This window comes from Mesorhizobium sp. M1142 (assembly GCF_040318565.1).
Classification (GTDB): Bacteria; Pseudomonadota; Alphaproteobacteria; order Rhizobiales; family Rhizobiaceae; genus Mesorhizobium.
This window is the reverse complement of record NZ_JAMYMK010000021.1, coordinates 16075-36590: the sequence shown is the minus strand read 5'-3', so window position 1 is coordinate 36590 and position 20516 is coordinate 16075. Positions and strand designations below refer to the sequence as shown.

The 20516-nt window shown below is 62.3% G+C and carries 20 protein-coding genes and 1 pseudogene; 11 read left to right on the top strand and 10 right to left on the bottom strand.

Annotation, left to right across the window (positions count from 1 at the left end; translation table 11 throughout):
- Window positions 1–41: 41 nt before the first annotated feature.
- Both NKH42_RS26195 and NKH42_RS26190 read right to left on the bottom strand, forming a co-directional pair.
- Window positions 42–815: a peptidoglycan-binding domain-containing protein gene (locus tag NKH42_RS26195; RefSeq protein ID WP_352507479.1), complete on the bottom strand. Its 774-nt coding sequence runs from the start codon at window positions 813–815 to the stop codon at window positions 42–44.
- Complete coding sequence (locus tag NKH42_RS26190; protein WP_352507522.1) at window positions 790–2535, bottom strand: ATP-binding protein; 1746 nt, start codon at window positions 2533–2535, stop codon at window positions 790–792. Before NKH42_RS26190 ends, NKH42_RS26195 begins: the two co-directional genes overlap by 26 nt.
- A gap of 519 nt (window positions 2536–3054) precedes the next feature.
- Here NKH42_RS26190 and NKH42_RS26185 point away from each other — a divergent pair.
- Both NKH42_RS26185 and NKH42_RS26180 read left to right on the top strand, forming a co-directional pair.
- On the top strand, window positions 3055–3423 hold the full coding sequence (locus tag NKH42_RS26185; protein ID WP_352507521.1) for a DUF5330 domain-containing protein: 369 nt from the start codon (window positions 3055–3057) through the stop codon (window positions 3421–3423).
- Window positions 3424–3536: 113 nt separating this feature from the next.
- A complete protein-coding gene (locus tag NKH42_RS26180) occupies window positions 3537–3965 on the top strand; it encodes a SufE family protein (protein ID WP_352974645.1) in 429 nt (142 codons plus the stop codon).
- A 104-nt stretch (window positions 3966–4069) separates the two neighbouring features.
- On the opposite strand, the gene NKH42_RS26175 is transcribed toward NKH42_RS26180, so the two are convergent.
- Window positions 4070–4495, bottom strand: a complete 426-nt coding sequence (locus NKH42_RS26175; protein ID WP_023677844.1) for a Ros/MucR family transcriptional regulator — start codon at window positions 4493–4495, stop codon at window positions 4070–4072.
- A gap of 414 nt (window positions 4496–4909) precedes the next feature.
- Window positions 4910–5281: an SH3 domain-containing protein gene (locus NKH42_RS26170; protein ID WP_352507478.1), complete on the bottom strand. Its 372-nt coding sequence runs from the start codon at window positions 5279–5281 to the stop codon at window positions 4910–4912.
- A 115-nt stretch (window positions 5282–5396) separates the two neighbouring features.
- On the opposite strand from NKH42_RS26170, the gene NKH42_RS26165 reads away from it, so the two are divergent.
- The 3 genes from NKH42_RS26165 to NKH42_RS26155 all read left to right on the top strand — a co-directional run bounded on the left by NKH42_RS26165 (window position 5397) and on the right by NKH42_RS26155 (window position 8741).
- Window positions 5397–7508: a S9 family peptidase gene (locus tag NKH42_RS26165; RefSeq protein ID WP_352507477.1), complete on the top strand. Its 2112-nt coding sequence runs from the start codon at window positions 5397–5399 to the stop codon at window positions 7506–7508.
- Window positions 7509–7587: 79 nt separating this feature from the next.
- Window positions 7588–8214, top strand: coding sequence for a LysE family translocator (locus tag NKH42_RS26160; RefSeq protein ID WP_352507476.1), 627 nt, complete (start codon window positions 7588–7590; stop codon window positions 8212–8214).
- A 143-nt stretch (window positions 8215–8357) separates the two neighbouring features.
- Window positions 8358–8741 carry an SET domain-containing protein gene (locus NKH42_RS26155; RefSeq protein ID WP_352507475.1) on the top strand — a complete coding sequence of 128 codons (384 nt, stop codon included), beginning with the start codon at window positions 8358–8360 and terminating at the stop codon, window positions 8739–8741.
- Window positions 8742–8752: 11 nt separating this feature from the next.
- Here the strand turns inward: NKH42_RS26155 and NKH42_RS26150 are convergent, their stop codons facing one another.
- The 4 genes from NKH42_RS26150 to NKH42_RS26135 form a co-directional block, all read right to left on the bottom strand.
- Window positions 8753–9703: a cytochrome c gene (locus tag NKH42_RS26150; RefSeq protein WP_352507474.1), complete on the bottom strand. Its 951-nt coding sequence runs from the start codon at window positions 9701–9703 to the stop codon at window positions 8753–8755.
- Window positions 9704–9712: 9 nt separating this feature from the next.
- Complete coding sequence (locus tag NKH42_RS26145; RefSeq protein WP_254819933.1) at window positions 9713–10156, bottom strand: c-type cytochrome; 444 nt, start codon at window positions 10154–10156, stop codon at window positions 9713–9715.
- A 173-nt stretch (window positions 10157–10329) separates the two neighbouring features.
- Complete coding sequence (locus NKH42_RS26140) at window positions 10330–10926, bottom strand: superoxide dismutase (protein WP_023677850.1); 597 nt, start codon at window positions 10924–10926, stop codon at window positions 10330–10332.
- Window positions 10927–11033: 107 nt separating this feature from the next.
- Entirely contained in the window at window positions 11034–11912 is an 879-nt protein-coding gene (locus NKH42_RS26135; protein WP_352507473.1) for a branched-chain amino acid aminotransferase, read from the bottom strand.
- Between the two features lie 151 nt (window positions 11913–12063).
- On the opposite strand from NKH42_RS26135, the gene NKH42_RS26130 reads away from it, so the two are divergent.
- Complete coding sequence (locus NKH42_RS26130) at window positions 12064–12726, top strand: haloacid dehalogenase type II (RefSeq protein WP_352690040.1); 663 nt, start codon at window positions 12064–12066, stop codon at window positions 12724–12726.
- 171 nt (window positions 12727–12897) lie between these two features.
- Entirely contained in the window at window positions 12898–13722 is an 825-nt protein-coding gene (locus NKH42_RS26125) for a L,D-transpeptidase (RefSeq protein ID WP_352507471.1), read from the top strand.
- A 254-nt stretch (window positions 13723–13976) separates the two neighbouring features.
- On the opposite strand, the pseudogene NKH42_RS26120 reads toward NKH42_RS26125, so the two are convergent.
- Window positions 13977–15508, bottom strand: a pseudogene (locus NKH42_RS26120) (helicase HerA-like C-terminal domain-containing protein).
- Between the two features lie 275 nt (window positions 15509–15783).
- Between NKH42_RS26120 and NKH42_RS26115 the strand changes: the two are divergent.
- From NKH42_RS26115 to NKH42_RS26100, 4 genes are all read left to right on the top strand, one after another.
- Entirely contained in the window at window positions 15784–17226 is a 1443-nt protein-coding gene (locus NKH42_RS26115; RefSeq protein ID WP_352690043.1) for a methylmalonyl-CoA mutase subunit beta, read from the top strand.
- Window positions 17223–19346, top strand: coding sequence for a methylmalonyl-CoA mutase (gene scpA, locus NKH42_RS26110; protein ID WP_352690045.1), 2124 nt, complete (start codon window positions 17223–17225; stop codon window positions 19344–19346). Before NKH42_RS26115 ends, scpA begins: the two co-directional genes overlap by 4 nt.
- Before the next feature lie 73 nt (window positions 19347–19419).
- A complete protein-coding gene (locus NKH42_RS26105; RefSeq protein ID WP_095496758.1) occupies window positions 19420–19641 on the top strand; it encodes an AbrB/MazE/SpoVT family DNA-binding domain-containing protein in 222 nt (73 codons plus the stop codon).
- Window positions 19638–20027 carry a type II toxin-antitoxin system death-on-curing family toxin gene (locus NKH42_RS26100; protein WP_352690047.1) on the top strand — a complete coding sequence of 130 codons (390 nt, stop codon included), beginning with the start codon at window positions 19638–19640 and terminating at the stop codon, window positions 20025–20027. The genes NKH42_RS26105 and NKH42_RS26100 overlap by 4 nt, the downstream gene beginning before the upstream one ends.
- On the opposite strand, the gene NKH42_RS26095 is transcribed toward NKH42_RS26100, so the two are convergent.
- Complete coding sequence (locus tag NKH42_RS26095) at window positions 20024–20497, bottom strand: GreA/GreB family elongation factor (protein ID WP_352507466.1); 474 nt, start codon at window positions 20495–20497, stop codon at window positions 20024–20026. The genes NKH42_RS26100 and NKH42_RS26095 overlap by 4 nt on opposite strands.
- Window positions 20498–20516 lie beyond the last annotated feature (19 nt).

Sequence of the window (20516 nt, the reverse complement as noted above, 5' to 3'; positions counted from 1 at the left end):
GAGCAATGGCTTAAATAGGCCGGGAGACTAGGTTTCGGCCCTCAGTTGGTCAGGCCGATCTCGCGCATCTTGACGTAGACGATCTCGTCTGGCTCGCCGGTCTCCGGCAAGCCGAACAGCGCCTGGAATTCCTTGATCGCGGCCTTGGTGCGCGCGCCTACGACGCCATCCAATTGCATGTCCTCATTGCCGAACGCTTTCAGTCCGGCCTGGATCTTGACGATGCGGGGATCAGGCGTTTGCGCTGCTGCATTTGCCGGTGCGGATACCGGAATGGCGGCCGGAGCAGCGGCCGTTTCGACCGGCCGCGGCACGGGATGCGGAACCACGGCCGCGGTCTTTGGCGTGGCGCCCAGTTGATCCAGCAGGACGCCGTCGATCTCGCCGGAGGCATTCAATCCGACTTTCTGCTGATAGGCTTGGATGGCCTTGCGCGTATTCGGTCCGGGAATACCGTCGATGGTGCCGGAATAGAAATCGAGATCCTTCAAGATGCCCTGGACCTGCTCGACGACCGGGTCGCTCTTGATCGGCGCAGCGGCCGGACGCACGATATTGATGGTGGTTTCGGGCTCATCGCTATCCGCCCGCGGAAAGCGTTCGATGCTTCTGGTAGCGAAAAACGCTCCGGCATGCGGAAAGGGCTGGTACCAAAGCGCGTTCGCCGAGACGTAGAACAGCGTCACCAGGAACGCGGTGGAGCCGCCGACTACAACAGGATTGCGCGAGATCAGGCTGCCCAGCGCCATCGCTCCGTGCTCGAAGGCATTGCCGCGGCGTTTGACCGCCTTAGGCTGTTTTGCGGAGCGACCCATTGCTCTCCCCTTTGCCACCGTCCGCCTTGGCTTTGACCGCGGACATCGGCACCACGCCGGTCTTCTCCGCCGAGCGGCCCGTCGGGCCGCTCACGGGAAGGCTGATCGTCACCGTGGTGCCCTCGCCCGGCATGCTTTCGATCGACATTGTGCCCTCGTGCAGCGCCACCAGCCCCTTCACCAGCGAAAGCCCGAGCCCTGTGCCTTCGAAACGGCGGGTATAGTCGTTCTGGATCTGCATGAACGGCTTGCCGAGATTGGCGAAATCTTCCTCGGCGATGCCGATGCCGGTGTCCCGGACCCAGAAATGCAGCCGCGAGCCGATGCGCTTGGCGCCGATGACGACATTGCCGCCTTCAGGCGTGAACTTGATCGCGTTAGAGACGAGATTGATCAGGATCTGCTGCACGGCGCGACGGTCGGCATTTATTTCGCCTGCGTCCGGCGCGATCTGGGCCTGCAGATCGATGGCCTTTGCCTCGGCTTGCAGGCGCATCATCGACTGGCACATCTCGACCGCTTCGCGGAAGCGGAACGGTTCCGGTTCGGTCGCGTAGGCGCCCGATTCGATCCGCGATACGTCGAGTATCGAGGTGACGACGGCAAGCAAGTGCTGGCCCGAATCCCTGACCAAGCCGACATATTCCTTCTGGCGCGGATCCTTGAAGCTGCCGAACATCTCGTGCAGCAGCATGTCGGAAAAGCCAATGATGGCATTGAGCGGGGTGCGCAACTCATGGCTGACGACGGCAAGGAAGCGTCCTTTCGCCACCTCGGCCGAAGCAGCCGCCTCGTTGGCAGCGGCAAGCTCCTGGCGCAGTCCGGCCACTTCATCGTTTTCGCGCAGAAGAAGCGTGAAGACAGTCCCCTGCCCAGGCGCGCGCATCATCTCGAGCGAGAACGGCCGGTAATTGTCGGCTGTCACGCCGCTGCTCTGCGGCAGCCGGACGCGAAGGTCGAGCCGGCGCGACACGGCGCCATCGCGCATATCGGCCAGCGCACTGAGATATGGGACGCGGTCGGACAGATGGATGCGATCGAAAAGTCCGGTGCCGAAAAGCAGCTCCGGTGGCAGCCTCAGCATCGTGCGTGCCTTAGCCGAGGCGTCCAGAACCTCGCCATGGGCAGCGATTCGCAGCACGACGGCGTCGATCAGGTCTTCGAGCCGGTGGCTGCCGGCCGGATCGAGCTGAGCGCTGGCGGTGGCACGAAGTGAAGCGACACGCGGAATGAGCGTGAGCGCCCAGGCCAACGGCACCAGCCAGTGCCATGCGGCGATTTCGGTCTGGCCGAGCGGCAAGACGGAACCGGCTAAAGGCTGCAGCAAGACTGCGACAAGGGCCGAGATGGCGCCCCAGATCACGGCACGCCGCGACTGGCCGATCCACCAGGCTTCAAACGGCAGCGCCACCGCGAGCAAGGCAACCGGCGAGGCCACACCGCCGGCGGCAGCGATAAGGGCACCCAGGGCAACACTGCCGACGACCAAGGCTAGTTGGCCGGCCAGGGTCATCTTGCCCGATGCAGCCACCAGCAGGGTGGCGAACCAGCAAAGGCCGAACGCCGCAAAGATCGCAGCCACAGTCACGGCCGCGCCCATGCCCGACGTGACCAGCGTCACCGCTGCACCCGCGCTGAAGAAGGGAGCCGCCAGCATGACGCCAATGAACCGGCTCTCACGGCGGCGGTCGTCCTGGCCGAGGACGGACGGATGAACCATCCGTTCGCAACCGGCGGCTATCGCGCCTGGCAACTCGGCGTATCTGGCCTTGATCGCACTCAACTCAACGCACCCGGTCGTGAACGGCCCTGCTTGGCAGGCGGCTTTTGTCGATCCGAAACTCGCATCCAGCGTTTAAGGAATGGATAAGGCTGGGCCGATCGTCCCCCGGCAGGCAGCAAATATCGGGATCCCGGTGGGGAAAAACGGGGGCACTTGCCGCCATAGTAAACGGAGCGTTATCCGGACCACCCGCGCCTAAGCTTGCGGCCAATCGCACCAAACTGTCACCAATGCAAAAAATAACGAGGAGAAACAACAGGTTGGATGGTTACCATTTGCTGAATGAAATATGACCCATTCGAGGCAAATGAACTTCAAAGCGCTTCGTTTCGAATCTGCCTAAAATTTGAGGAAAACTGTTGCTTTCGGGACAAGCCGTCCTTTGCGCCTCCGTGCCAGTATCGCGGTACAAGGGTCGTGTGGTTCGGAGGCATGACCGTCATAAAGGACAGACAGATGGGCTTTCTGATAAGAGCTGCTTTCTGGTTTTCCCTGGTGCTTCTGGCGCTGCCGCTGGGTGTCGGCGCCGATGATGCGGGCCGCGAAAGCGTCGGGCCGCTCCAGGCGCTGTTTGCGGCACGCGAAGCCGTCGGCGACATCGCCGGCATCTGCGAGCGCAAGCCGGACGTGTGCGAGACCGGTAAATCGGCAATGCACACCATCACCGCCCGGGCCAGGGAAACCGCCAAGATCGCGGCCGCCATGCTGGACGACAAGACCCCTGAACCAGATGCGGTGACGACCACCGGCAGCCTGCCCGAGGAAATCGTCTTGCCCGCGAAAGTCGATCTGCCGGCGAAACTGCACTTGCCGGCGAAGAACTGAGACGGTTTCGGCCGAATTCGTCGCCAGACCGCAAGGCTCCCCACGCTCGGCGCCTGCGGCGTTTCTCCTCTTTTTCCGTGACGTGGCAGCGCCGGATGACTATATCCGGGGTGATGACTACGACGATCCAGACCATCCGCGACGACTTTTCCCTGCTCGACGAGTGGGAAGACCGCTATCGCTATGTGATTGAACTGGGTGAAGCGCTGCCGCCGTTTCCTGACGAGCAACGCATACCGGCCAACAAGGTGCCCGGCTGCGTCAGCCAGGTCTGGTTGACCACCGAACAGGGCGGTGGTCCCGACCCCGTTATCACCTTCAAGGGCGATTCCGACGCCCATATCGTGCGCGGTCTGGTCGCCATCATGCTGGCGCTGTTTTCGGGACAGCCGGCCAGCGAAATACAGAGGACCGACGCGGAGGCCACATTGAAGGCGCTCGGACTTGACGAGCACCTGTCGCCGCAGCGCGCCAATGGTCTTCGCTCGATGGTCAAGCGCATCAAGCGTGACGCCGAAGCAGCGTTGAAGCAGACCGCCTGACCGGACGGCAGTTGCCGGCAGCATGGCGGGTTCGACCTTTGACCCCATAATACAAAACGGCGCCCGCAGGCGCCGTTTGAGTGTCAAACCGGAAGAGCCGGTTATCAGCGTCCCTTGCGCTTGCGGCCGAGACCCATCTTCTTGGCGAGCTGCGAACGGGCGGCCGCATAATTGGGCGCAACCATCGGATAGCTCGGGTCCAGGTTCCACTTTTCGCGATACTGGTCGGGCGTGAGATCATAGTGGGTCATCAAGTGACGCTTGAGCGACTTGAACTTCTTGCCGTCTTCGAGACAGATGATGTAGTCGTCATGCACCGAACGCTTCGGATTTACCGCCGGCTTCTGCTTGTCGGCAGGCGGCTGCTCGGCGGCCCCGCCGACGCGCCCCAAAGCGGCATGGACATCGGCAATGAGGTTCGGCAATTCGCCGACCGGCACGGGATTGTTACTGACATAGGCGGCCACCACGTCGGCGGTGAGCTCGATCAGCGCGTCACTGTTTCTGGAAGGTGTTTCGGTAATATCCATGGCGTTCAGGCCCCAACGAGAATTGTTTCTGTTTGCGCCCGTTTCGATAGTTGGGCATCGCGCGAACTTGTGCAGGAAAAAGCCTCCGCGATTCGCGTCGCGGCACCTTAATGGGCCTTGGCGTCAAGTAAGTCAATTCGCTTCTTGCGCTCTATTCAGCGATGCAAGTCAAATCTTTCATATTCAGCTTCACTCTTTCGTGCAGAGTGTAAACTTGCCGTTTTTTCTGGTCAGACCAGCATCGACTGACGCGGCGGCAAGCAGCCATTACACAGACTGCAGCAGGTAAATAGAGCTCAATGCTTGATCCAGCCGGCAGCATTACAGCCTGGCCAATCGGCGGATTCAGTAAAATCATAGGTTGCGAAGCATTACTGTTGCTCGTGAGCCGTCGGCCGGGAGCGGCGTGCCGCGTCACTGAAACGGAGTGATGTATTTTCCGTAGACCCAGCCGGTGACGAACTGGCCGTTCTGTGCCGGATCATGCCAGACTTGGCACCAGTGATTGCGGATCTTCTGTTTCTGCTGCCAGTACGAATGGTTGGCGAGATTGAGCAGATTTATCCCACCGGTGCATTTGCCGGTCATCTGCAGAACCGTCGCGTTGGGATAGGCGGCCTGCTTCTGCGAAGTTCCCGAAGGATATTTGCGCACATTGAGTGTGTCGCCGAACGGCACATTGGCCACTTGCCAAGCCGCAAAAGCAGTTGCATGAGAATGACCGGCATTGGCCAGGGTCGTCGCAGCGACGGCGAGGGCCGCGACAGTCCGAGAAAAAATGTTCATTGTCCTCTCCTCCAGCCCGTCCCCTCGAGTCACCACGACAATAGATCATAGCCGTTGAACCCGCGCTGATCGGCGTGTTCATTCGCTATTCAAGTAACTTCCATAGCGAGACGCAATGACCAGAACCCCAGTGTTTCCGACCGCCACCCCACCGCAGCCGGAGAAACGGCCGATCTTCGACACGCATCACGGCATGACGCGGACGGACGACTATGCTTGGCTGAGGGCCGCCAATTGGCAAGAGATGTTCAGGGATCCGTCTCTGCTCGACGGCCAAATCCGCGCCCACCTCGAAGCCGAGAATGCTTACCAGACGGCGCTGATGGCCGATACGGCTCAGCTGCAGAAGCAGCTTTTCGCGGAAATGAAGGGGCGTATCAAGGAAGACGATTCCTCTGTGCCTATGAAGGATGGGCCCTATGCCTACGGCTCCTCCTTCAAGCTTGGCGGCCAGCAGCCGCGTTACTTCCGCACGGCGCGTCACGGCGGCGACAAGCAGATATTGCTCGACGGCGATGCCGAGGCCGAGGGTAAGCCCTATTTCCGGCTGGGCGGCGTCGATCATTCCGACGACCACAGCAAGCTGCTGTGGGCCTTCGACGAAAAGGGTTCCGAATTCTACACGCTGCGCGTCCGCGATCTGGCCGGCGGCAATGACCTGGCGGACAGGGTTCCGAACACCGGCGGTGGCGGTGTTTGGGATGCCGGCAATGACGGTTTTTTCTACACCCGCCTCGACCCCAACCACCGTCCTTCCAAAGTGCTGTTCCATGCGCTTGGTGACAGTCCTGAAAACGACCGGCTGATCTACGAGGAGACTGATCCCGGCTTCTTCATGGATGTCGGCGGCACGCGCTCCAACGAGTGGATCATGATCGGCATAAACGACCATGAGACCTCGGAATACCGCATCATGAGCGCCAACGATCCGTTCGCAGAGCCGAAGCTGGTTGCGGCGCGCCAGACCGGCCTGCAGTACGAGCTCGAGGAAGGCGGCGACATCTTCTTCATCCTCACCAATGCCGACGGTGCCAAGGACTTCAAGATCATGACGGCGCCGGCGCATGATCCGGTGCGCGCCAACTGGCAGGAACTGGTGCCGCACGAAGCGGGCCGACTGATCCTTTCGGTGATCGGCTTCAAGGATCACTTGGTCCGGCTCGAGCGCAAGGAAGGCCTGCCGCGCATCGTCGTGCACGACCGCAAGAGCGGCGAGGAGCACCTGATCTCCTTCGACGAGGAGGCCTTCTCGCTCGGCCTGTCCGGCTCCTACGAATACGACACCGAGATCATGCGCTTTTCCTATTCGTCGATGACGACCCCGGCGCAGGTCTTCGATTACAACATGCGCACCCGCGAGCGGGTGCTGCTCAAGACCCAGGAAGTGCCGTCCGGCCACGACCCGGAGCACTATGTCACGCGCCGGCTGATGGCGCCTGCCGCCGACGGCGAACTGGTGCCGATCTCGCTCCTCCATCACCGCGACACGCCGCTCGACGGGTCGGCGCCGTGCCTGCTTTACGGCTACGGCTCCTACGGCATCACCGTGCCGGCCGCGTTCAATACCAATCTGTTTTCGCTGGTCGACCGCGGCTTTGTCTACGCGATAGCCCATGTTCGCGGCGGCAAGGACAAGGGCTATGGCTGGTACGACGACGGCAAGCGGGCGAACAAGATGAACACGTTCACCGATTTCATCGCGGTCGCTCAGCACCTCGTCGCCGAACGCTATACGCAGCATGACCGCATCGTCGCGCAAGGCGGTTCGGCCGGCGGCATGCTGATGGGGGCGGTCGCCAACATGGCGCCGCAATGCTTCGGCGCCGTCGTCGCCGAGGTTCCCTTCGTCGACGTGCTCTCCACCATGCTCGACGCCAGCCTGCCGCTGACGCCGCCGGAATGGCCGGAATGGGGCAATCCGATCGCTTCGGCGGAGGATTACCGGACCATCGCCGCCTATTCACCCTACGACAATGTCGCCGCACTCGACTATCCGCCGATTCTGGCGCTGGCCGGCCTGACCGACCCGCGCGTCACTTATTGGGAGCCGGCCAAATGGGTAGCGCGGTTGCGCGACCGCAAGACAGGTGAGAATGCGGTGCTGTTCAAGATCAACATGGATTCAGGCCATGCCGGCGCCTCCGGCCGGTTTTCGAGGCTGGAGGAAATCGCCTTCACCTATGCCTTTGCGCTCAAGGTCACAGGCAAGGCCGAGCTTGCCGCGTGAACACCGCGGATAGGCAGGTATTGCTTGCTGTTCCGCTACATGCCTTCATTGAGGATGGAAGTTGCGAAGAAGCCCACCAATGATCGATCTTGCCACATTGATTGCGTATGTCGCGGTTGTGCTTGGCTTTGTCTTCATCCCGGGTCCTGCCACCCTTTTGACCGTGGCGCGAGCAACCAGCTCTGGAACCAGGGTGGGCATCGCGACCGGCGCGGGGATCGCGGCCGGCGACGTGGTTCACACCTTCATGGCGATCGTCGGCATTTCGGCGATCATTGCCACGTCGGCGGCGCTTTTCAGCATAGTGAAGTACATCGGCGCAGCCTACCTCATTTATCTCGGCGTTCGCGCGATTATCGAGAAAACGCCTGCCTATCCGGCCGCCGGCGCACTTGCGATCCCCGCTGCCAAAGCATTTCGGCAGGCTGTTTTGACCGAGATTCTCAACCCCAAGACCGCGCTTTTCTTCCTTGCATTTCTTCCGCAGTTTGTGCGGCCTGAAAACGGATCGGTGATGCTTCAACTGGCGACATTGGGCGTGATCTTTGTTCTGTTGGGCCTCGTCAGCACGGTGGTTTTCGCCGTGGGTGCGGGCGGCCTCGGCGCTTTCCTGCGCCGAAACCCGACGGTGCTGAGATGGCAGGGCAAGGCTGTCGGCTGCATCTATTGCGCCTTGGGCATCCGGCTGGCGCTGCAACAGCGCTAGGGTCTCGACATGCGACGCCTATGAGGCTTCGGATACTGGGCAGGCACAGTTGATTTTCCGCTCGCAATTGCAAAGGTCGCGCGCTACCCAGTGCGCGGCCTTTTCACGGTCGCCGCCAACACTCAATCACCCAGGGATCTGCCATGTTGCTCGTCGATGTCTATCTCGACAAATCGCCCATCCAGGGCATCGGCGTCTTTGCCAAGAACCACATTCGCCGCGGCACGCTGGTCTGGAAGCTCGACCCGAAATACGACCGCCGCATCGAGGTGACGACCTATGAGCGGGAAACCGGGCCGGTGAAAACCTATCTTGACCGCTACGCCTACCCGGACCGGTGCGACCCGAACTACATCGTCTTCGAAGCCGACGATGCGCGCTACATGAACCATGCCGACGACCCGAATTGCGACGTCTCGCAGCCGGAGGAGACCTATGCCTTGCGCGACATTGCGCCTGGCGAGGAAATGACCTGCGACTACAATCACTTCTTCGAAACCGGCTTCGACTTTCTCGGCGACCGCTGACGCAACGGCCGTCAGCTCGCCGGCTTCTTGCGAGCCGGATAGCCGTTGGGATGCGGCGGCACGGCTTTCAGATAGGCGGCGATCGCCGCGCGGTCCTCCGGGGTCAGCACGGCCATGTTCCGTTGCACGTCGACCATCGCGCCGCCGACCGTATCGAAGTCCGGCGTGAAGCCGGTTTCGAGATAGTTGGCGATGTCAGCTTCGGACCAATCGGCGATGCCGCCCTCGCCCGACGTGATGTTCGGCACGATACCGCTGCCTTCGGCGGCGGCCGCACCTGCCAGCCACTGGCCCTTCCTGGTGCCGCCGGCGAGGTCCCGCGGCGTGTGGCATTCGCCGCAATGACCGGGGCCTTCCACCAGATAGCGGCCGGCCAGCACCGGGTCGGGCGTGCCGTCGGGAAAGGAAACGACCGGCTGGTCACTCAAATAGAGCAGCTTCCACAAGCCAAGACCGCGTCGGACATTGAAGGGAAATGCCAGCGAATTGGCGGGCGCCTTGCCGGCGACCGCGGGCAAGGTCTTGAGGAATGCATAGAGATCGGCAATGTCGGCCGGCTTCATGCGCGCGTACGAAGTATAGGGAAATGCCGGATAAAGATGCTCGGCCGGCGGTGATACGCCCTTCAGCATGGCGTTGGCAAAGTCCTCGACGGACCAGGCGCCGATGCCGTCCCTGGCATCCTGCGATATGTTCGGCGGCACGAAGGTGCCGAACGGCGTCTTGAGCTCGAGGCCGCCGACCAGCTGAAGGCGGGCGTCGCCTTGCGAGCCGGGCTTGGCATGACAGGACGTGCAGCCGCCGGCGTAGAAGATGCGCTTGCCCCTGGCGGCGTCGCCGGGACCAAGCTCAGCCAGCGTTGCGGCATCGAGCCTGACCGGAGCCGACAGGAACCAGCCGGCAATCGCGGCCGCGCCGCCCAGAACGAGGGCGGCGCCGACAAGTTTCTTCAGCAAGCGCATTGCCCGCCATCAGCCTTTTTTCACCCTGTAGTTTTGATGACAGTTGCCGCAGCCGCCGCCGATGGTGTTGAACTGTGCCTTCAACGCCTCGGCGTCCGCAGGTGCTGCGGCGACCGCTGCCTTGACGTCTGCGAGGTACTTGCCTTCAGCCGTCTTGAAGCCGGCCATGTCCTGCCAGATCTTGGGAGACGCCGTGGTGTCGCCGGTGTCGCTGCCCGCCGGGAAAAGCGTGTCGACGCCGGCATGGAATTTCTCGGCATTGGCCTGCAGTGCCTGCAACGCGGTCAGCACCGAAGCTGCGTCGTAGGGCGTCTCGCCCTTGACCACTTTCGACAAGCCGGCGGCGATCTTGCCACGTTCCTTCATCAGCGCCTGCCGGTCAGCAACCGGGTCGGCAAATGCCGCCGAACCGGCGAAGGCGAGCATCGAGATGGCGAGGATAAGCTTTCTCATTCACTTGGCTCCATGTTGAAGGCAATTCAGGATGCGGTCCCACCCCGATGACAAACGGCAAGGATGGCTTAAAAATTCCGACGCTTCGCCTCACGCTTGCGTGAAATTTTGCAACTGTCGTTCTGATGGTGAAAAAGAAAAGCCCCGGTTTTGCCGGGGCTTTCTGGAACGGATCAGGCCTTTTCGTAGAGTTCGAGCACATAGTCCCAGTTAATGAGACTGTCGACGAAGGCTTCGAGATATTTCGGCCGGGCGTTGCGATAATCGATGTAATAGGAATGTTCCCACACATCGACGCCGAGGATCGGCGTCGCGCCATGGACGAGCGGGTTCTCGCCATTCGGCGTCTTCGAGATCGCCAGCTTGCCGTCCTTGACCGAGACCCAGGCCCAGCCCGAACCGAACTGGGTGGTGCCGGCGGCGATGAAGTCGGCCTTGAACTTGTCGTAGCCACCAAGATCGCTGTCGACCGCCTTCTGCAATGCGCCCGGCAGCTTGTTGCCACCGCCGCCCTTCTTCATCCATTTCCAGAAATGGATGTGATTGTAGTGCTGGGCGGCATTGTTGAAGAGGCCCGCATTCTTGCCGAAGGACTGTTTGACGGCCTCTTCGACCGACAAATCGCCCATGCCCGCCTCGGCGGCCAGCTTGTTGCCGTTGTCGACATAGGCCTTGTGGTGCTTGTCGTGGTGATATTCCAGCGTTTCCTTTGACATATAAGGCTGCAAGGCCTCGTAATCATAGGGCAAGGCGGGCAATTCAAAAGCCATCGGTCGTACTCCCTCGTGGAAAAATCCGGTGTCGATACCGGACTAACATAGGACTGGATTGGTCTGGAACAACTCCGGAAACGAAGCGCCGGCCGCTTTTTAGCGGGTCAGCCGGGCGAAGTCGAATGCGCCCATTCCCAATAGAGTTCGCGCGCCTTCTTGGCCACCGGTCCGGGCTGCAGATTGCGCTCCTCGATACGGGTGACCGGCACGACTTTCGAGTGGTTTCCGGTCGAGAAGATTTCGTCAGCCTCGAGAAAATCGCGGATCGACAGCGTCTTTTCCGTCGTCGTGAAGCCGTATTCGCCCAGCAGGGCCATGGTGCGCGCGCGGGTAATGCCGGACAGGAAGGTGCCGTTCGGCGCCGGCGTCATGACATGGCCGTCCTTGACCAGAAAAATATTCGAGGTGCCGGTCTCGGCGACATTGCCCAGCATGTCGAGCACCAGCGCATTGTCGAAGCCGCGCATCTTGGCTTCGAGGATAGCCCGGCCATTGTTGGGATAAAGGCAGCCGGCCTTGGCATTGGTCGGCATGGTTTCGATGGTCGGGCGCCGGAACGGCGACACCGTCACCGAAAACCCCGCCGGCGAGATCATCGGCGATTCGTAGAGGCAAAGGCAGAAACGCGTCGAGGCCGGGTCGGCCGGCACGCCCATATAGCCGCCATGCTCGGCCCAATACATCGGCCTGATGTAGACTGCCGTCTTGCCGTCGAACTTCTTCAGTCCGTCCCAGGTCAGGCCGACGATCTTGTCGGTGCTCATCGTCGGCTTCAGGCCGAGCGCGATCGCCGAGGCATTTACCCGCGCTGCATGGCGATCGAGATCGGGAGCGACGCCCTCGAACCAGCGGGCGCCGTCGAACACGCTGGTGCCGAGCCACATGGCGTGGCTGCGCGGCCCTAGAATGGCAACATTGCCCTCGTACCAGTCGCCGTCGACGAAGGTCCATGTCGCCGATTGCGCCGCAGTCGCCAGTGTCATTGCCAGGTTCCGTTCGATGCTTGTTGCGGCGCATTGGAAGATGCTTTGGCGGCCGCCGTCAACCGGCTTGGCTGAGATTTGTTGAGGCCAGCGGGCTGGCGGACTGCAATCAGCGCTTGCGCCTTGCCTTACGCGGCCTCAAAACTGTCGAATGCAGTTCGCGGCTTACGTTTTCGACGCTTATGGCACGCTGTTCGACGTGCATGCGGCCGTGCGCCGTCACGCCGACCAGATCGGGCCGGACGGCCAGTTGCTGTCGGATATCTGGCGCGCCAAGCAGCTGGAATATTCCTGGGTCAGGACGCTGATGGGGGCCTATGCCGATTTCTGGCAGCTCACCGAGCAGGCCCTCGACTTCGCCCTGCGCAAGGTTCCATCCGCGGATGCCGGGCTGAGGGCGAAGCTGCTCGAGGCCTATTGGCGGCTGGACTGCTATCCGGAGGTACCGGCCGTGCTCAAGGCGCTCAAGGCATCGGGGGCAAGGCTGGCGATCCTGTCAAACGGTTCGCCTGAGATGTTGGAAGCGGCGGTCAAATCCGCCGCGCTCGACCAGGTCCTCGACGACGTCTTTTCCGTCGACAGCGTCAGGCGCTTCAAGACCGATCCGTCGGTCTACGACATGGTCACCACGGGCTGGCGCCTCTATCCGGGCGCCGTCTCTTTCCAGTCATCCAACCGCTGGGACGTCGCCGGCGCCACCAAGTTCGGCTTCAGGACGGTGTGGATCAACCGCGCCAATCAGCCAGAGGAATACCGGGATTTTCCACCGGCCCTGATCCTGCCGTCCCTCGATGGTCTGATCTCCGGGGTTTGACGGCCGGACATGTTGCCTCGACGCAACAGTACGGTCCAGTCACAGCTTTGCCTTTGTTTGTCCACCCTGCGGCCAGAATTGGAACCGCCTATCGCGCCGGGCATTGCTCGGCACCTGCGCAACAGGACGCATTTATGCTTTGTTGCGATTTGAGACTTAAAAAAGGCAATCATGTTCACACCCCAATCGTCCTCTCTTCGCCTGAGCCGTCGCGGTTTCCTCAACGCGGCCGCCTTTGGCGCCGCCTCGGTCGCGGTTTCCAGTTGCACCACGCTGTCGCAGCAGCCAGTCGAGCCACCGCCGCCGACCTATGTCGAGCCGGCGCTCGGCGACTACGTGACGATGTATGGGCCGATGTCGGATGGCGGCTTCGAGCTGCCGGCCATACCTGTCGACAAGATCGACCCGCAGTTCCTGCGCCAGATCGTTGACGATCCGACCGGGCAGCAGCCCGGCACCATCGTCGTCGACACGACCAACCACTTCCTCTACCTGGTGCGCCCCGGCGGCCAGGCGATCCGCTACGGCGTCGGCCTCGGCCGCGCCGGCTTCGAATGGTCGGGCGATGCGGTGGTCCAATGGAAGCAGAAATGGCCGAAATGGACGCCACCGGAGGACATGATAGCCCGCCAGCCCGAGCTCGCAAAATACAGCGCCGATAATGGCGGCATGCCCGGCGGGCTGGACAACCCGCTTGGCGCGCGTGCGCTTTACCTGTTCCAGGGTAACCAGGACACGCTGTACCGGTTGCACGGCTCGCCGGAATGGCGGTCGATCGGCAAGTCGGTGTCGTCGGGCTGCGTGCGCCTGATGAACCAGGACATTATCGATCTCTACGATCGTGTGCCGAACAAGACCCCGGTCGTGGTGACAGCCGATGTCGGCCAGCCGGTGGTGGCAACAGCAAACCGCAGAGCCATTCCGATCGACGCCGGCGTGCCGGAAGGATCGATCCTGCTCGGTCCGATAAAATCGATCACAAATTCGATCTTCTGAGCTGGTCGAAAGCGCGGGCGGGATCTTCCTCGCTCCCGCTGGTTTTGCTGCGCGTCGGCGTGCCTGTACCGGTGCCGGCCTTTAGGTCCGATGCTTACGCCGAGCAGCGGATTTTGCCGTGCTGTGGGCAGACGCCACCAGTGACAGCTCATGACCGCATAGCCGCCGTCCGCTGTCCTCCAGATCTGGATACTGGCGCTTGATTCCAGGACAGAATTGCCAACACCGATGCCCGCCTTCGGGTCCGATGCCCCTCACCTGCCCCTGGACAGGCTCCCCAGAATACCCCGCACGATCGCTCGTCCGACCGACGAGCCGACCGAGCGCACCACGGATTTGATCGCAGCCTCCGCCACCGTCTGGCGGTTGGAGGGCCGCGGCGCGCCGCGGCCGCCGGTCGGCTGGGGATCGTCGTTGCCAAAGCCGGGAATGGTCCAGCGCGAACGGCCTGCGTCCTGTTGCTGCGCCTGTGCCTCCTGGGCGTCCTTAGCCTTTTTCTGCAGGATCTCGAAGGCCGATTCGCGATCGACGGTCTGGTCGTACTGTCCCGCGACCGGCTCTCATTGATCAGCTTGCGGCGCTCTTCGGGCGTGATCGGGCCAAGGCGCGACGATGGCGGGCGGATCAGCGTCCGCTGCACCATGGACGGCACGCCCTTGGCTTCCAGCGTCGAGACAAGCGCCTCGCCGGTGCCGAGCTGCGTGATCACGGTTGCGCAGTCGAAATCGGGATTGGGCCTGAACGTCTCGGCCGCCGTCTTGACGGCCTTCTGTTCGCGCGGCGTATAGGCACGAAGTGCGTGCTGCACGCGGTTGCCCAACTGGGCCAGCACGGTTTCAGGGATATCCAGCGGATTTTGCGTGACAAAATAAACGCCGACGCCCTTCGAACGGATCAGCCGGACCACCTGCTCGACGCGGTCGACCAGCACCTTCGGGGCGTCGTCGAACAGAAGGTGCGCCTCGTCGAAGAAGAAGACCAGCTTCGGCTTGTCCGGGTCGCCGACTTCCGGCAGTTCCTCGAACAGTTCCGACATCAGCCACAGAAGGAACGTCGCATAGAGCCGCGGATTCATCATCAGCTTGTCGGCGGCGAGCACGCTGATGGCGCCGCGTCCATCGCGCGTGGTGCGCATGATGTCGGCGATCCGCAATGCCGGCTCGCCGAAGAAATTGGCAGCGCCCTGCTGCTCCAGGACCAGCAGCGTGCGCTGGATGGCGCCGACCGAAGGTTTCGTCACATTGCCGTAGCGGGCGCCGATCTCTTCGGCGCGGTCGGCGATGTTGGCAAGCAGTGACTGCAGGTCCTTCAAGTCGAGCAGCAAAAGGCCTTCCTCGTCGGCGATGCGGAAGGCGATGTTCATGATGCCTTCCTGCGCCTCGGAAAGGTTCATCAGCCGCGACAGAAGCAGCGGCCCCATCTCCGAGATGGTGGCGCGGATCGGGTGGCCCTGCTCGCCGAACAGATCCCAGAAGATGACCGGGAATTCCTGGAATTCATAAGGATCGAGCTTGACCTGCTCGGCCCGCTTGACCAGGAAATCCTGCGCTGTGCCCATCATGGCGATACCCGACAGGTCGCCCTTGATGTCGGCGCAGAATACCGGCACGCCGGCATTGGAGAAACCCTCGGCCAAAATCTGCAGGGTCACCGTCTTGCCGGTGCCGGTCGCGCCGGTGACCAGGCCGTGACGATTGCCATACTGCAGCAAAAGCTGTTCGGGCCGCTGATAGCTGTCGTCCGGCTTGCGGCTGGCCCCTATGAAGATACTGGTATCGTCGGCCATGTGTCCGGTCTCCGCAAACCTATAGGATTGAATGCCCTGATCCCTTGAAGAAAAGGGAGCCCCGCCGCAGGTATAGTGAGGCCATTGCGCAGCGACAATGGGCACCGTCGAAAATGGCTTTTGGAGCTTGCGGAACCTGCCCATGTTTGGCAATCGGTTGACGGTCGGCATCACGGAAGGCGTGTTGCACGGCAAGTGTGCTGCATTGTGATATCGGGCCGGGGACCGTAGACTGACATAGTCGGCCGCCGCGGCCGCTAGAACGAGGAGAACCGATGGGCGCCGGTGCCTTGACCCAGGATGCCGAACTTCCAAACGTCGACCGGCAACGATGGCTGGCGCTGGCGGAGAAGGCGCTGGGCGGCGGGTCCTTCGAGGAAAAGCTCGTCTCGCATACGGACGACGCCATCCGCATCGAGCCGCTCTACGAGCGTTCGGTAACCGCCGAGCCTGTCGTGCGCGCCAACCCGGGATCACCGTGGATCGTCAGCCAGCGTATCGACGATCCGGATATAGGCCGCGCCAGTGCGCAGGCGCTGGAAGACGTCGCGCAGGGTGCTACCGGACTGTCGCTTGTCTTCGAAGGTGCGCCGAACGCCTTCGGCTACGGCTTGCCGAGGACGGCGGAGGCGCTGGAGGGCGTACTCGACGGCGTGCCGCTCAACCGCATCCAGATCCGCATCGACGCCCATCCCTGGAGCCGTGCCGTGGCCGACTGGCTGGTGGCGTTCTTGACCAAGCGCCGCTCCGACCCGGCAAAGCTCAACCTCTCCTTCGGCATCGATCCGGCGGCGATCTTTGCCGGGACCGGCAGGCTGCGCATGTCGATCGAGGCTTTACAGGCTTCGATGCCGCAATCGCTGGCGCATTTCTTTTCGATGGGTGTGCCCGGCGTGCTGCTGGAGGCCGACGGGCGGGTATTCCACAATGCCGGCGCCACCGAGGCGCAGGAGCTTGGCACCATGCTCGCCTCGGCCGTCTCCTATTTGAGGCTGTTCGAGAAGGCGCGCCAGCCGCTCGTCTACGCGGCGCCGCATATTGGTTTTGCGCTGAGCGTCGACCACGACCAATTCGTTTCGACGGCCAAGGTCAGGACGTTGCGCAGGCTGTGGGCGCGTGTCCAGGAGGCCTGCTCGATACCGCCCTCCACCGCCAGCATCCATGCCGAAACCTCCTTCCGGATGATGACGGCGGCCGACCCGGAAACCAACATCCTGCGCACCACCATCGCCGCTTTCGCGGCTGCCGTCGGCGGCGCGGATTCGATCGCCATCCTGCCGCACACGATCGCGCACGGCCTACCCGCGGGTTTTGCTCGCCGCGTTGCCCGCAACGCGCAACTGATCATGGCCAATGAAAGCCACATCGACCACGTCGCCGATCCGGTTTGCGGTTCGGGCGCCGTCGAAGCGCTGACTGCGGAGCTCTGCGCGGCGGCCTGGCAGGAGTTCCAGCAGATCGAGGCAGAAGGCGGCGTGCTGACCAGCCTTGAGCAAGGCCACATCCAGAGGCGCGTCCAGGCAGCTTCCGCCCGCCGCAACACAGCCTACCAGGCGGGCGAACGGGCGATCGTCGGCACGACGCTGCACCCGTCGAAGACCGAGCGTCCGGTCGAGACGCTGGCGGCGGAGCGGCGGCCTGCCTTCACCGAAGGCGTTGCGGTGTGCGAGCCGCTATTTCCGATCCGCATCGATCAGTCGATCGGAGCCGTGCCATGATCCCGGATTTCAGCCAGATCGGCTGGTCGCCGCCACGGCGGGTGCCGGTCGAGGTCAAAGGCCAGCGGGTGACGCCGGAAGGCATTGCCGTCAAGCATCTCTACAACCAGGGCGATCTCAAGGGCTTGCCACATCTCGATACCTATCCAGGCCTGCCGCCCTTCGTGCGCGGCCCCTATCCGACGATGTATGTCCAGCAACCCTGGACGATCCGGCAATATGCCGGCTTCTCGACTGCCGAAGAGTCCAATGCCTTCTACCGTCGCAACCTTGCCGCCGGCCAGAAGGGCCTGTCGGTCGCCTTCGATCTCGCCACGCATCGCGGCTACGACAGCGACCATCCGCGCGTCGCCGGCGATGTCGGCATGGCCGGCGTCGCCATCGATTCCATTCTCGACATGCGCCAGTTGTTCGACGGCATCCCGCTTAACGAGATGACGGTATCGATGACGATGAACGGCGCGGTGCTGCCGATCATGGCGCTCTATATTGTGGCGGCGGAGGAACAGGGCGTCGCGCAGAAGGATCTCACTGGGACCATTCAGAACGACATCCTGAAAGAGTTCATGGTGCGCAACACCTACATCTATCCGCCAAAACCTTCGATGCGGATCGTGTCGGACATTTTTTCCTACACGTCGAAGCACATGCCGAAGTTCAATTCGATCTCGATCTCCGGCTACCACATGCAGGAGGCAGGAGCGACGGCGGATCTCGAGCTCGCCTACACGATTGCAGACGGTATCGAATATGCCCGCGCCGGCGTCGCGGCCGGCCTCGACATCGACCGTTTCGCGCCGCGCCTTTCCTTCTTCTGGGCGATCGGCATGAATTTCTTCATGGAAGTCGCCAAGCTGAGAGCAGCGCGCCTTTTGTGGGCCAGCCTGATGCTGAAGAACTTTTCGCCGAAGGGCGAGCGCTCGCTGTCGCTGCGCACCCATTGCCAGACTTCGGGCTGGTCGCTGACGGCGCAGGATCCCTACAACAACATCATCCGCACCATGATCGAGGCGATGGCGGCGACTCAAGGGCATACGCAGTCGCTGCACACCAATTCCTTCGACGAGGCAATGGCGCTGCCGACCGACCATTCGGCCCGCATCGCCCGCAACGCACAGCTCATCCTGCAGAAGGAGTCCGGCACGACGCGCATTATCGACCCGTGGGGCGGCTCCGCCTATGTCGAACGGCTGACGCATGATCTGGCGGCGCGTGCGCTTGCGCATATCGAGGAGGTCGAGAGCCTCGGCGGCATGGCCGCGGCGATCGAAAAGGGCCTACCGAAGCTGCGCATTGAAGAGGCTGCCGCGCGCACCCAGGCGCGCATCGATTCAGGCGAACAGATCGTGGTCGGTGTCAATGCTCACCGTCCCGGCACGGACATCGAAGTCGACGTGCTGAAGATCGACAATGCCGAAGTCAGGGCGCGGCAATTGTCGAAGCTGCAGCGGCTGAAAGGCACGCGTGACGTCGCCGCCGTCGAGAGCGCGCTCGATGCGCTTACCCGTGCTGCCGGGAGTAACGCAAACCTGCTGGAATTCGCCATCCGGGCCGCACGCGCCAACGCCACGGTCGGCGAGATTTCGCTGGCGCTGGAAAAGGTTTTCGGCCGCCATGTCGCCTCGGTGCAGACGATCTCCGGCGTCTATCGCAACGCGCTCGGCCACAATCCGGTGGTCGACCGGCTGCAGGACAAGATCATCGCGTTCGAGGAGAAGTCCGGCGGCAAGCCGCGCATTCTGGTCGCCAAGATGGGGCAAGACGGCCATGATCGCGGCCAGAAAGTGATCGCCACCGCCTTTGCCGACCTAGGCTTCGACGTCACCGTCGGGCCGATGTTCCAGACGCCGGACGAGATCGCCAGGCTGGCGGTCGAGCATGACGTGCACATCGTCGGCGCCTCGTCGCTGGCTGCGGGCCATTTGACGCTTATTCCCGAACTCAAGCATGCGCTGAAGAAGCTCGGCCGCGACGACATGCTGATCGTCGCCGGCGGCGTCATCCCGCCGCAGGATTACGACGCAGTCCGGCAGGCAGGCGCCACTGAAATCTTCCCGCCCGGCACGGTTATCCCGGAAGCGGCGGAGCGGCTGATGGACCGGCTGCTGCAGGCCGGCTGACGCTTTGTTATAATGTCTGTTGCAACAAGAAACACGCTGAGTTATAATCAGCGTTGCAACAGGATGCCTCACCATGAACACGACCATTCGCAAGATCGGCAATTCCGAAGGCGTGATCCTGCCGAGGGAGCTTCTCGATCGTCTGAACCTGAAGGCCGGCGACCAGCTTCAAATCGTTGAAACAGGTGACGGTCTTGCGCTGAAGCCAGTGGACGACAGCTTCGAGCGGCAAATGAAAGCTGCCCGCGAGGTCATGGACAAATACAAGGTCGCGCTTCAGAAGCTCGCCGAATGAGCTGGGAGTTTCTAACGCGGCGTGCAGTCGAAGCCATGCACGCGGAGCAGTTGCGCCGACACGGCGGAGCACAAGGCTTGAGGGATGAAAATGCCCTCGAATCGGCGCTCGCTCGCGCCGAAAACAAGGCCAACTACGGAGACCCGTCGGTTGAGGAACTCGCAGCCGCCTATGTCTTCGGCATTGCCAGAAATCATGCCTTTGTCGACGGCAACAAACGCACGGCCATTGTCGCGTCCGGCGCATTTCTGATTGTGAATGGTTATGCCCTGTCGGCCAATGACGGCATGCTTTACGAATTCGTCATGGGCGTCGCCGCCGGCGAAATCGACGAGGCCGGCGCCGCAGCGTTCTTCCGCGATCATGTCGTCAAGCTCGAAGACTAACTGTCGGAGAGCTTGACGATCTCCCATTCCTTGCCGTTGACCACGGCAACTTCGCCGACCTTCTTGCCGAACAGCGCCATCGCCATCGGCGACATATGGGAAATTGTCCCTTTGCCCGGATTGGCTTCGTCCTCGCCGACGATCTTCCAGTGCACCTTCTTGCCGTCGTCGCTTTCCAGGGTGACACCCATGCCGAAACGAACCAGGTCGCTCCCCGGTTCGGGCACCGAAAGCTCGGCGCTTTCACGCCGCGCCGTCCAATAGCGGAGATCACGCGACACCAGCGCGATGCGCTCGCGGTCGGCCCTCTTCTCGGCTCTGCCCAGTTCGTCGCGCAGAGCGGCCACCTCGGCATCGATCAGCGCCATGCCGCGTTCCGTGACCAGATTGCGGTGATGGCTGATCGGCCGCTCGCCGATGCCGGCGATGGCGTTTTCGCTGTCTTCCTCGCGGGTGAAGGCCCTGCTCATCTGACGAACTTAGGCTTGG

Coding starts and splice junctions, on each gene's coding strand:
- NKH42_RS26150 (WP_352507474.1), bottom strand. CDS start 9,703: ATGCGCTTGCTGAAGAAACTTGTCGGCGCCGCCCTCGTTCTGGGCGGC.
- NKH42_RS26115 (WP_352690043.1), top strand. CDS start 15,784: ATGGGCGCCGGTGCCTTGACCCAGGATGCCGAACTTCCAAACGTCGAC.
- NKH42_RS26135 (WP_352507473.1), bottom strand. CDS start 11,912: ATGACACTGGCGACTGCGGCGCAATCGGCGACATGGACCTTCGTCGAC.
- NKH42_RS26130 (WP_352690040.1), top strand. CDS start 12,064: ATGCAGTTCGCGGCTTACGTTTTCGACGCTTATGGCACGCTGTTCGAC.
- NKH42_RS26095 (WP_352507466.1), bottom strand. CDS start 20,497: ATGAGCAGGGCCTTCACCCGCGAGGAAGACAGCGAAAACGCCATCGCC.
- NKH42_RS26170 (WP_352507478.1), bottom strand. CDS start 5,281: ATGAACATTTTTTCTCGGACTGTCGCGGCCCTCGCCGTCGCTGCGACG.
- NKH42_RS26105 (WP_095496758.1), top strand. CDS start 19,420: ATGAACACGACCATTCGCAAGATCGGCAATTCCGAAGGCGTGATCCTG.
- NKH42_RS26165 (WP_352507477.1), top strand. CDS start 5,397: ATGACCAGAACCCCAGTGTTTCCGACCGCCACCCCACCGCAGCCGGAG.
- NKH42_RS26140 (WP_023677850.1), bottom strand. CDS start 10,926: ATGGCTTTTGAATTGCCCGCCTTGCCCTATGATTACGAGGCCTTGCAG.
- scpA (WP_352690045.1), top strand. CDS start 17,223: ATGATCCCGGATTTCAGCCAGATCGGCTGGTCGCCGCCACGGCGGGTG.
- NKH42_RS26185 (WP_352507521.1), top strand. CDS start 3,055: ATGGGCTTTCTGATAAGAGCTGCTTTCTGGTTTTCCCTGGTGCTTCTG.
- NKH42_RS26125 (WP_352507471.1), top strand. CDS start 12,898: ATGTTCACACCCCAATCGTCCTCTCTTCGCCTGAGCCGTCGCGGTTTC.
- NKH42_RS26100 (WP_352690047.1), top strand. CDS start 19,638: ATGAGCTGGGAGTTTCTAACGCGGCGTGCAGTCGAAGCCATGCACGCG.
- NKH42_RS26155 (WP_352507475.1), top strand. CDS start 8,358: ATGTTGCTCGTCGATGTCTATCTCGACAAATCGCCCATCCAGGGCATC.
- NKH42_RS26145 (WP_254819933.1), bottom strand. CDS start 10,156: ATGAGAAAGCTTATCCTCGCCATCTCGATGCTCGCCTTCGCCGGTTCG.
- NKH42_RS26190 (WP_352507522.1), bottom strand. CDS start 2,535: ATGGTTCATCCGTCCGTCCTCGGCCAGGACGACCGCCGCCGTGAGAGC.
- NKH42_RS26195 (WP_352507479.1), bottom strand. CDS start 815: ATGGGTCGCTCCGCAAAACAGCCTAAGGCGGTCAAACGCCGCGGCAAT.
- NKH42_RS26180 (WP_352974645.1), top strand. CDS start 3,537: ATGACTACGACGATCCAGACCATCCGCGACGACTTTTCCCTGCTCGAC.
- NKH42_RS26160 (WP_352507476.1), top strand. CDS start 7,588: ATGATCGATCTTGCCACATTGATTGCGTATGTCGCGGTTGTGCTTGGC.
- NKH42_RS26175 (WP_023677844.1), bottom strand. CDS start 4,495: ATGGATATTACCGAAACACCTTCCAGAAACAGTGACGCGCTGATCGAG.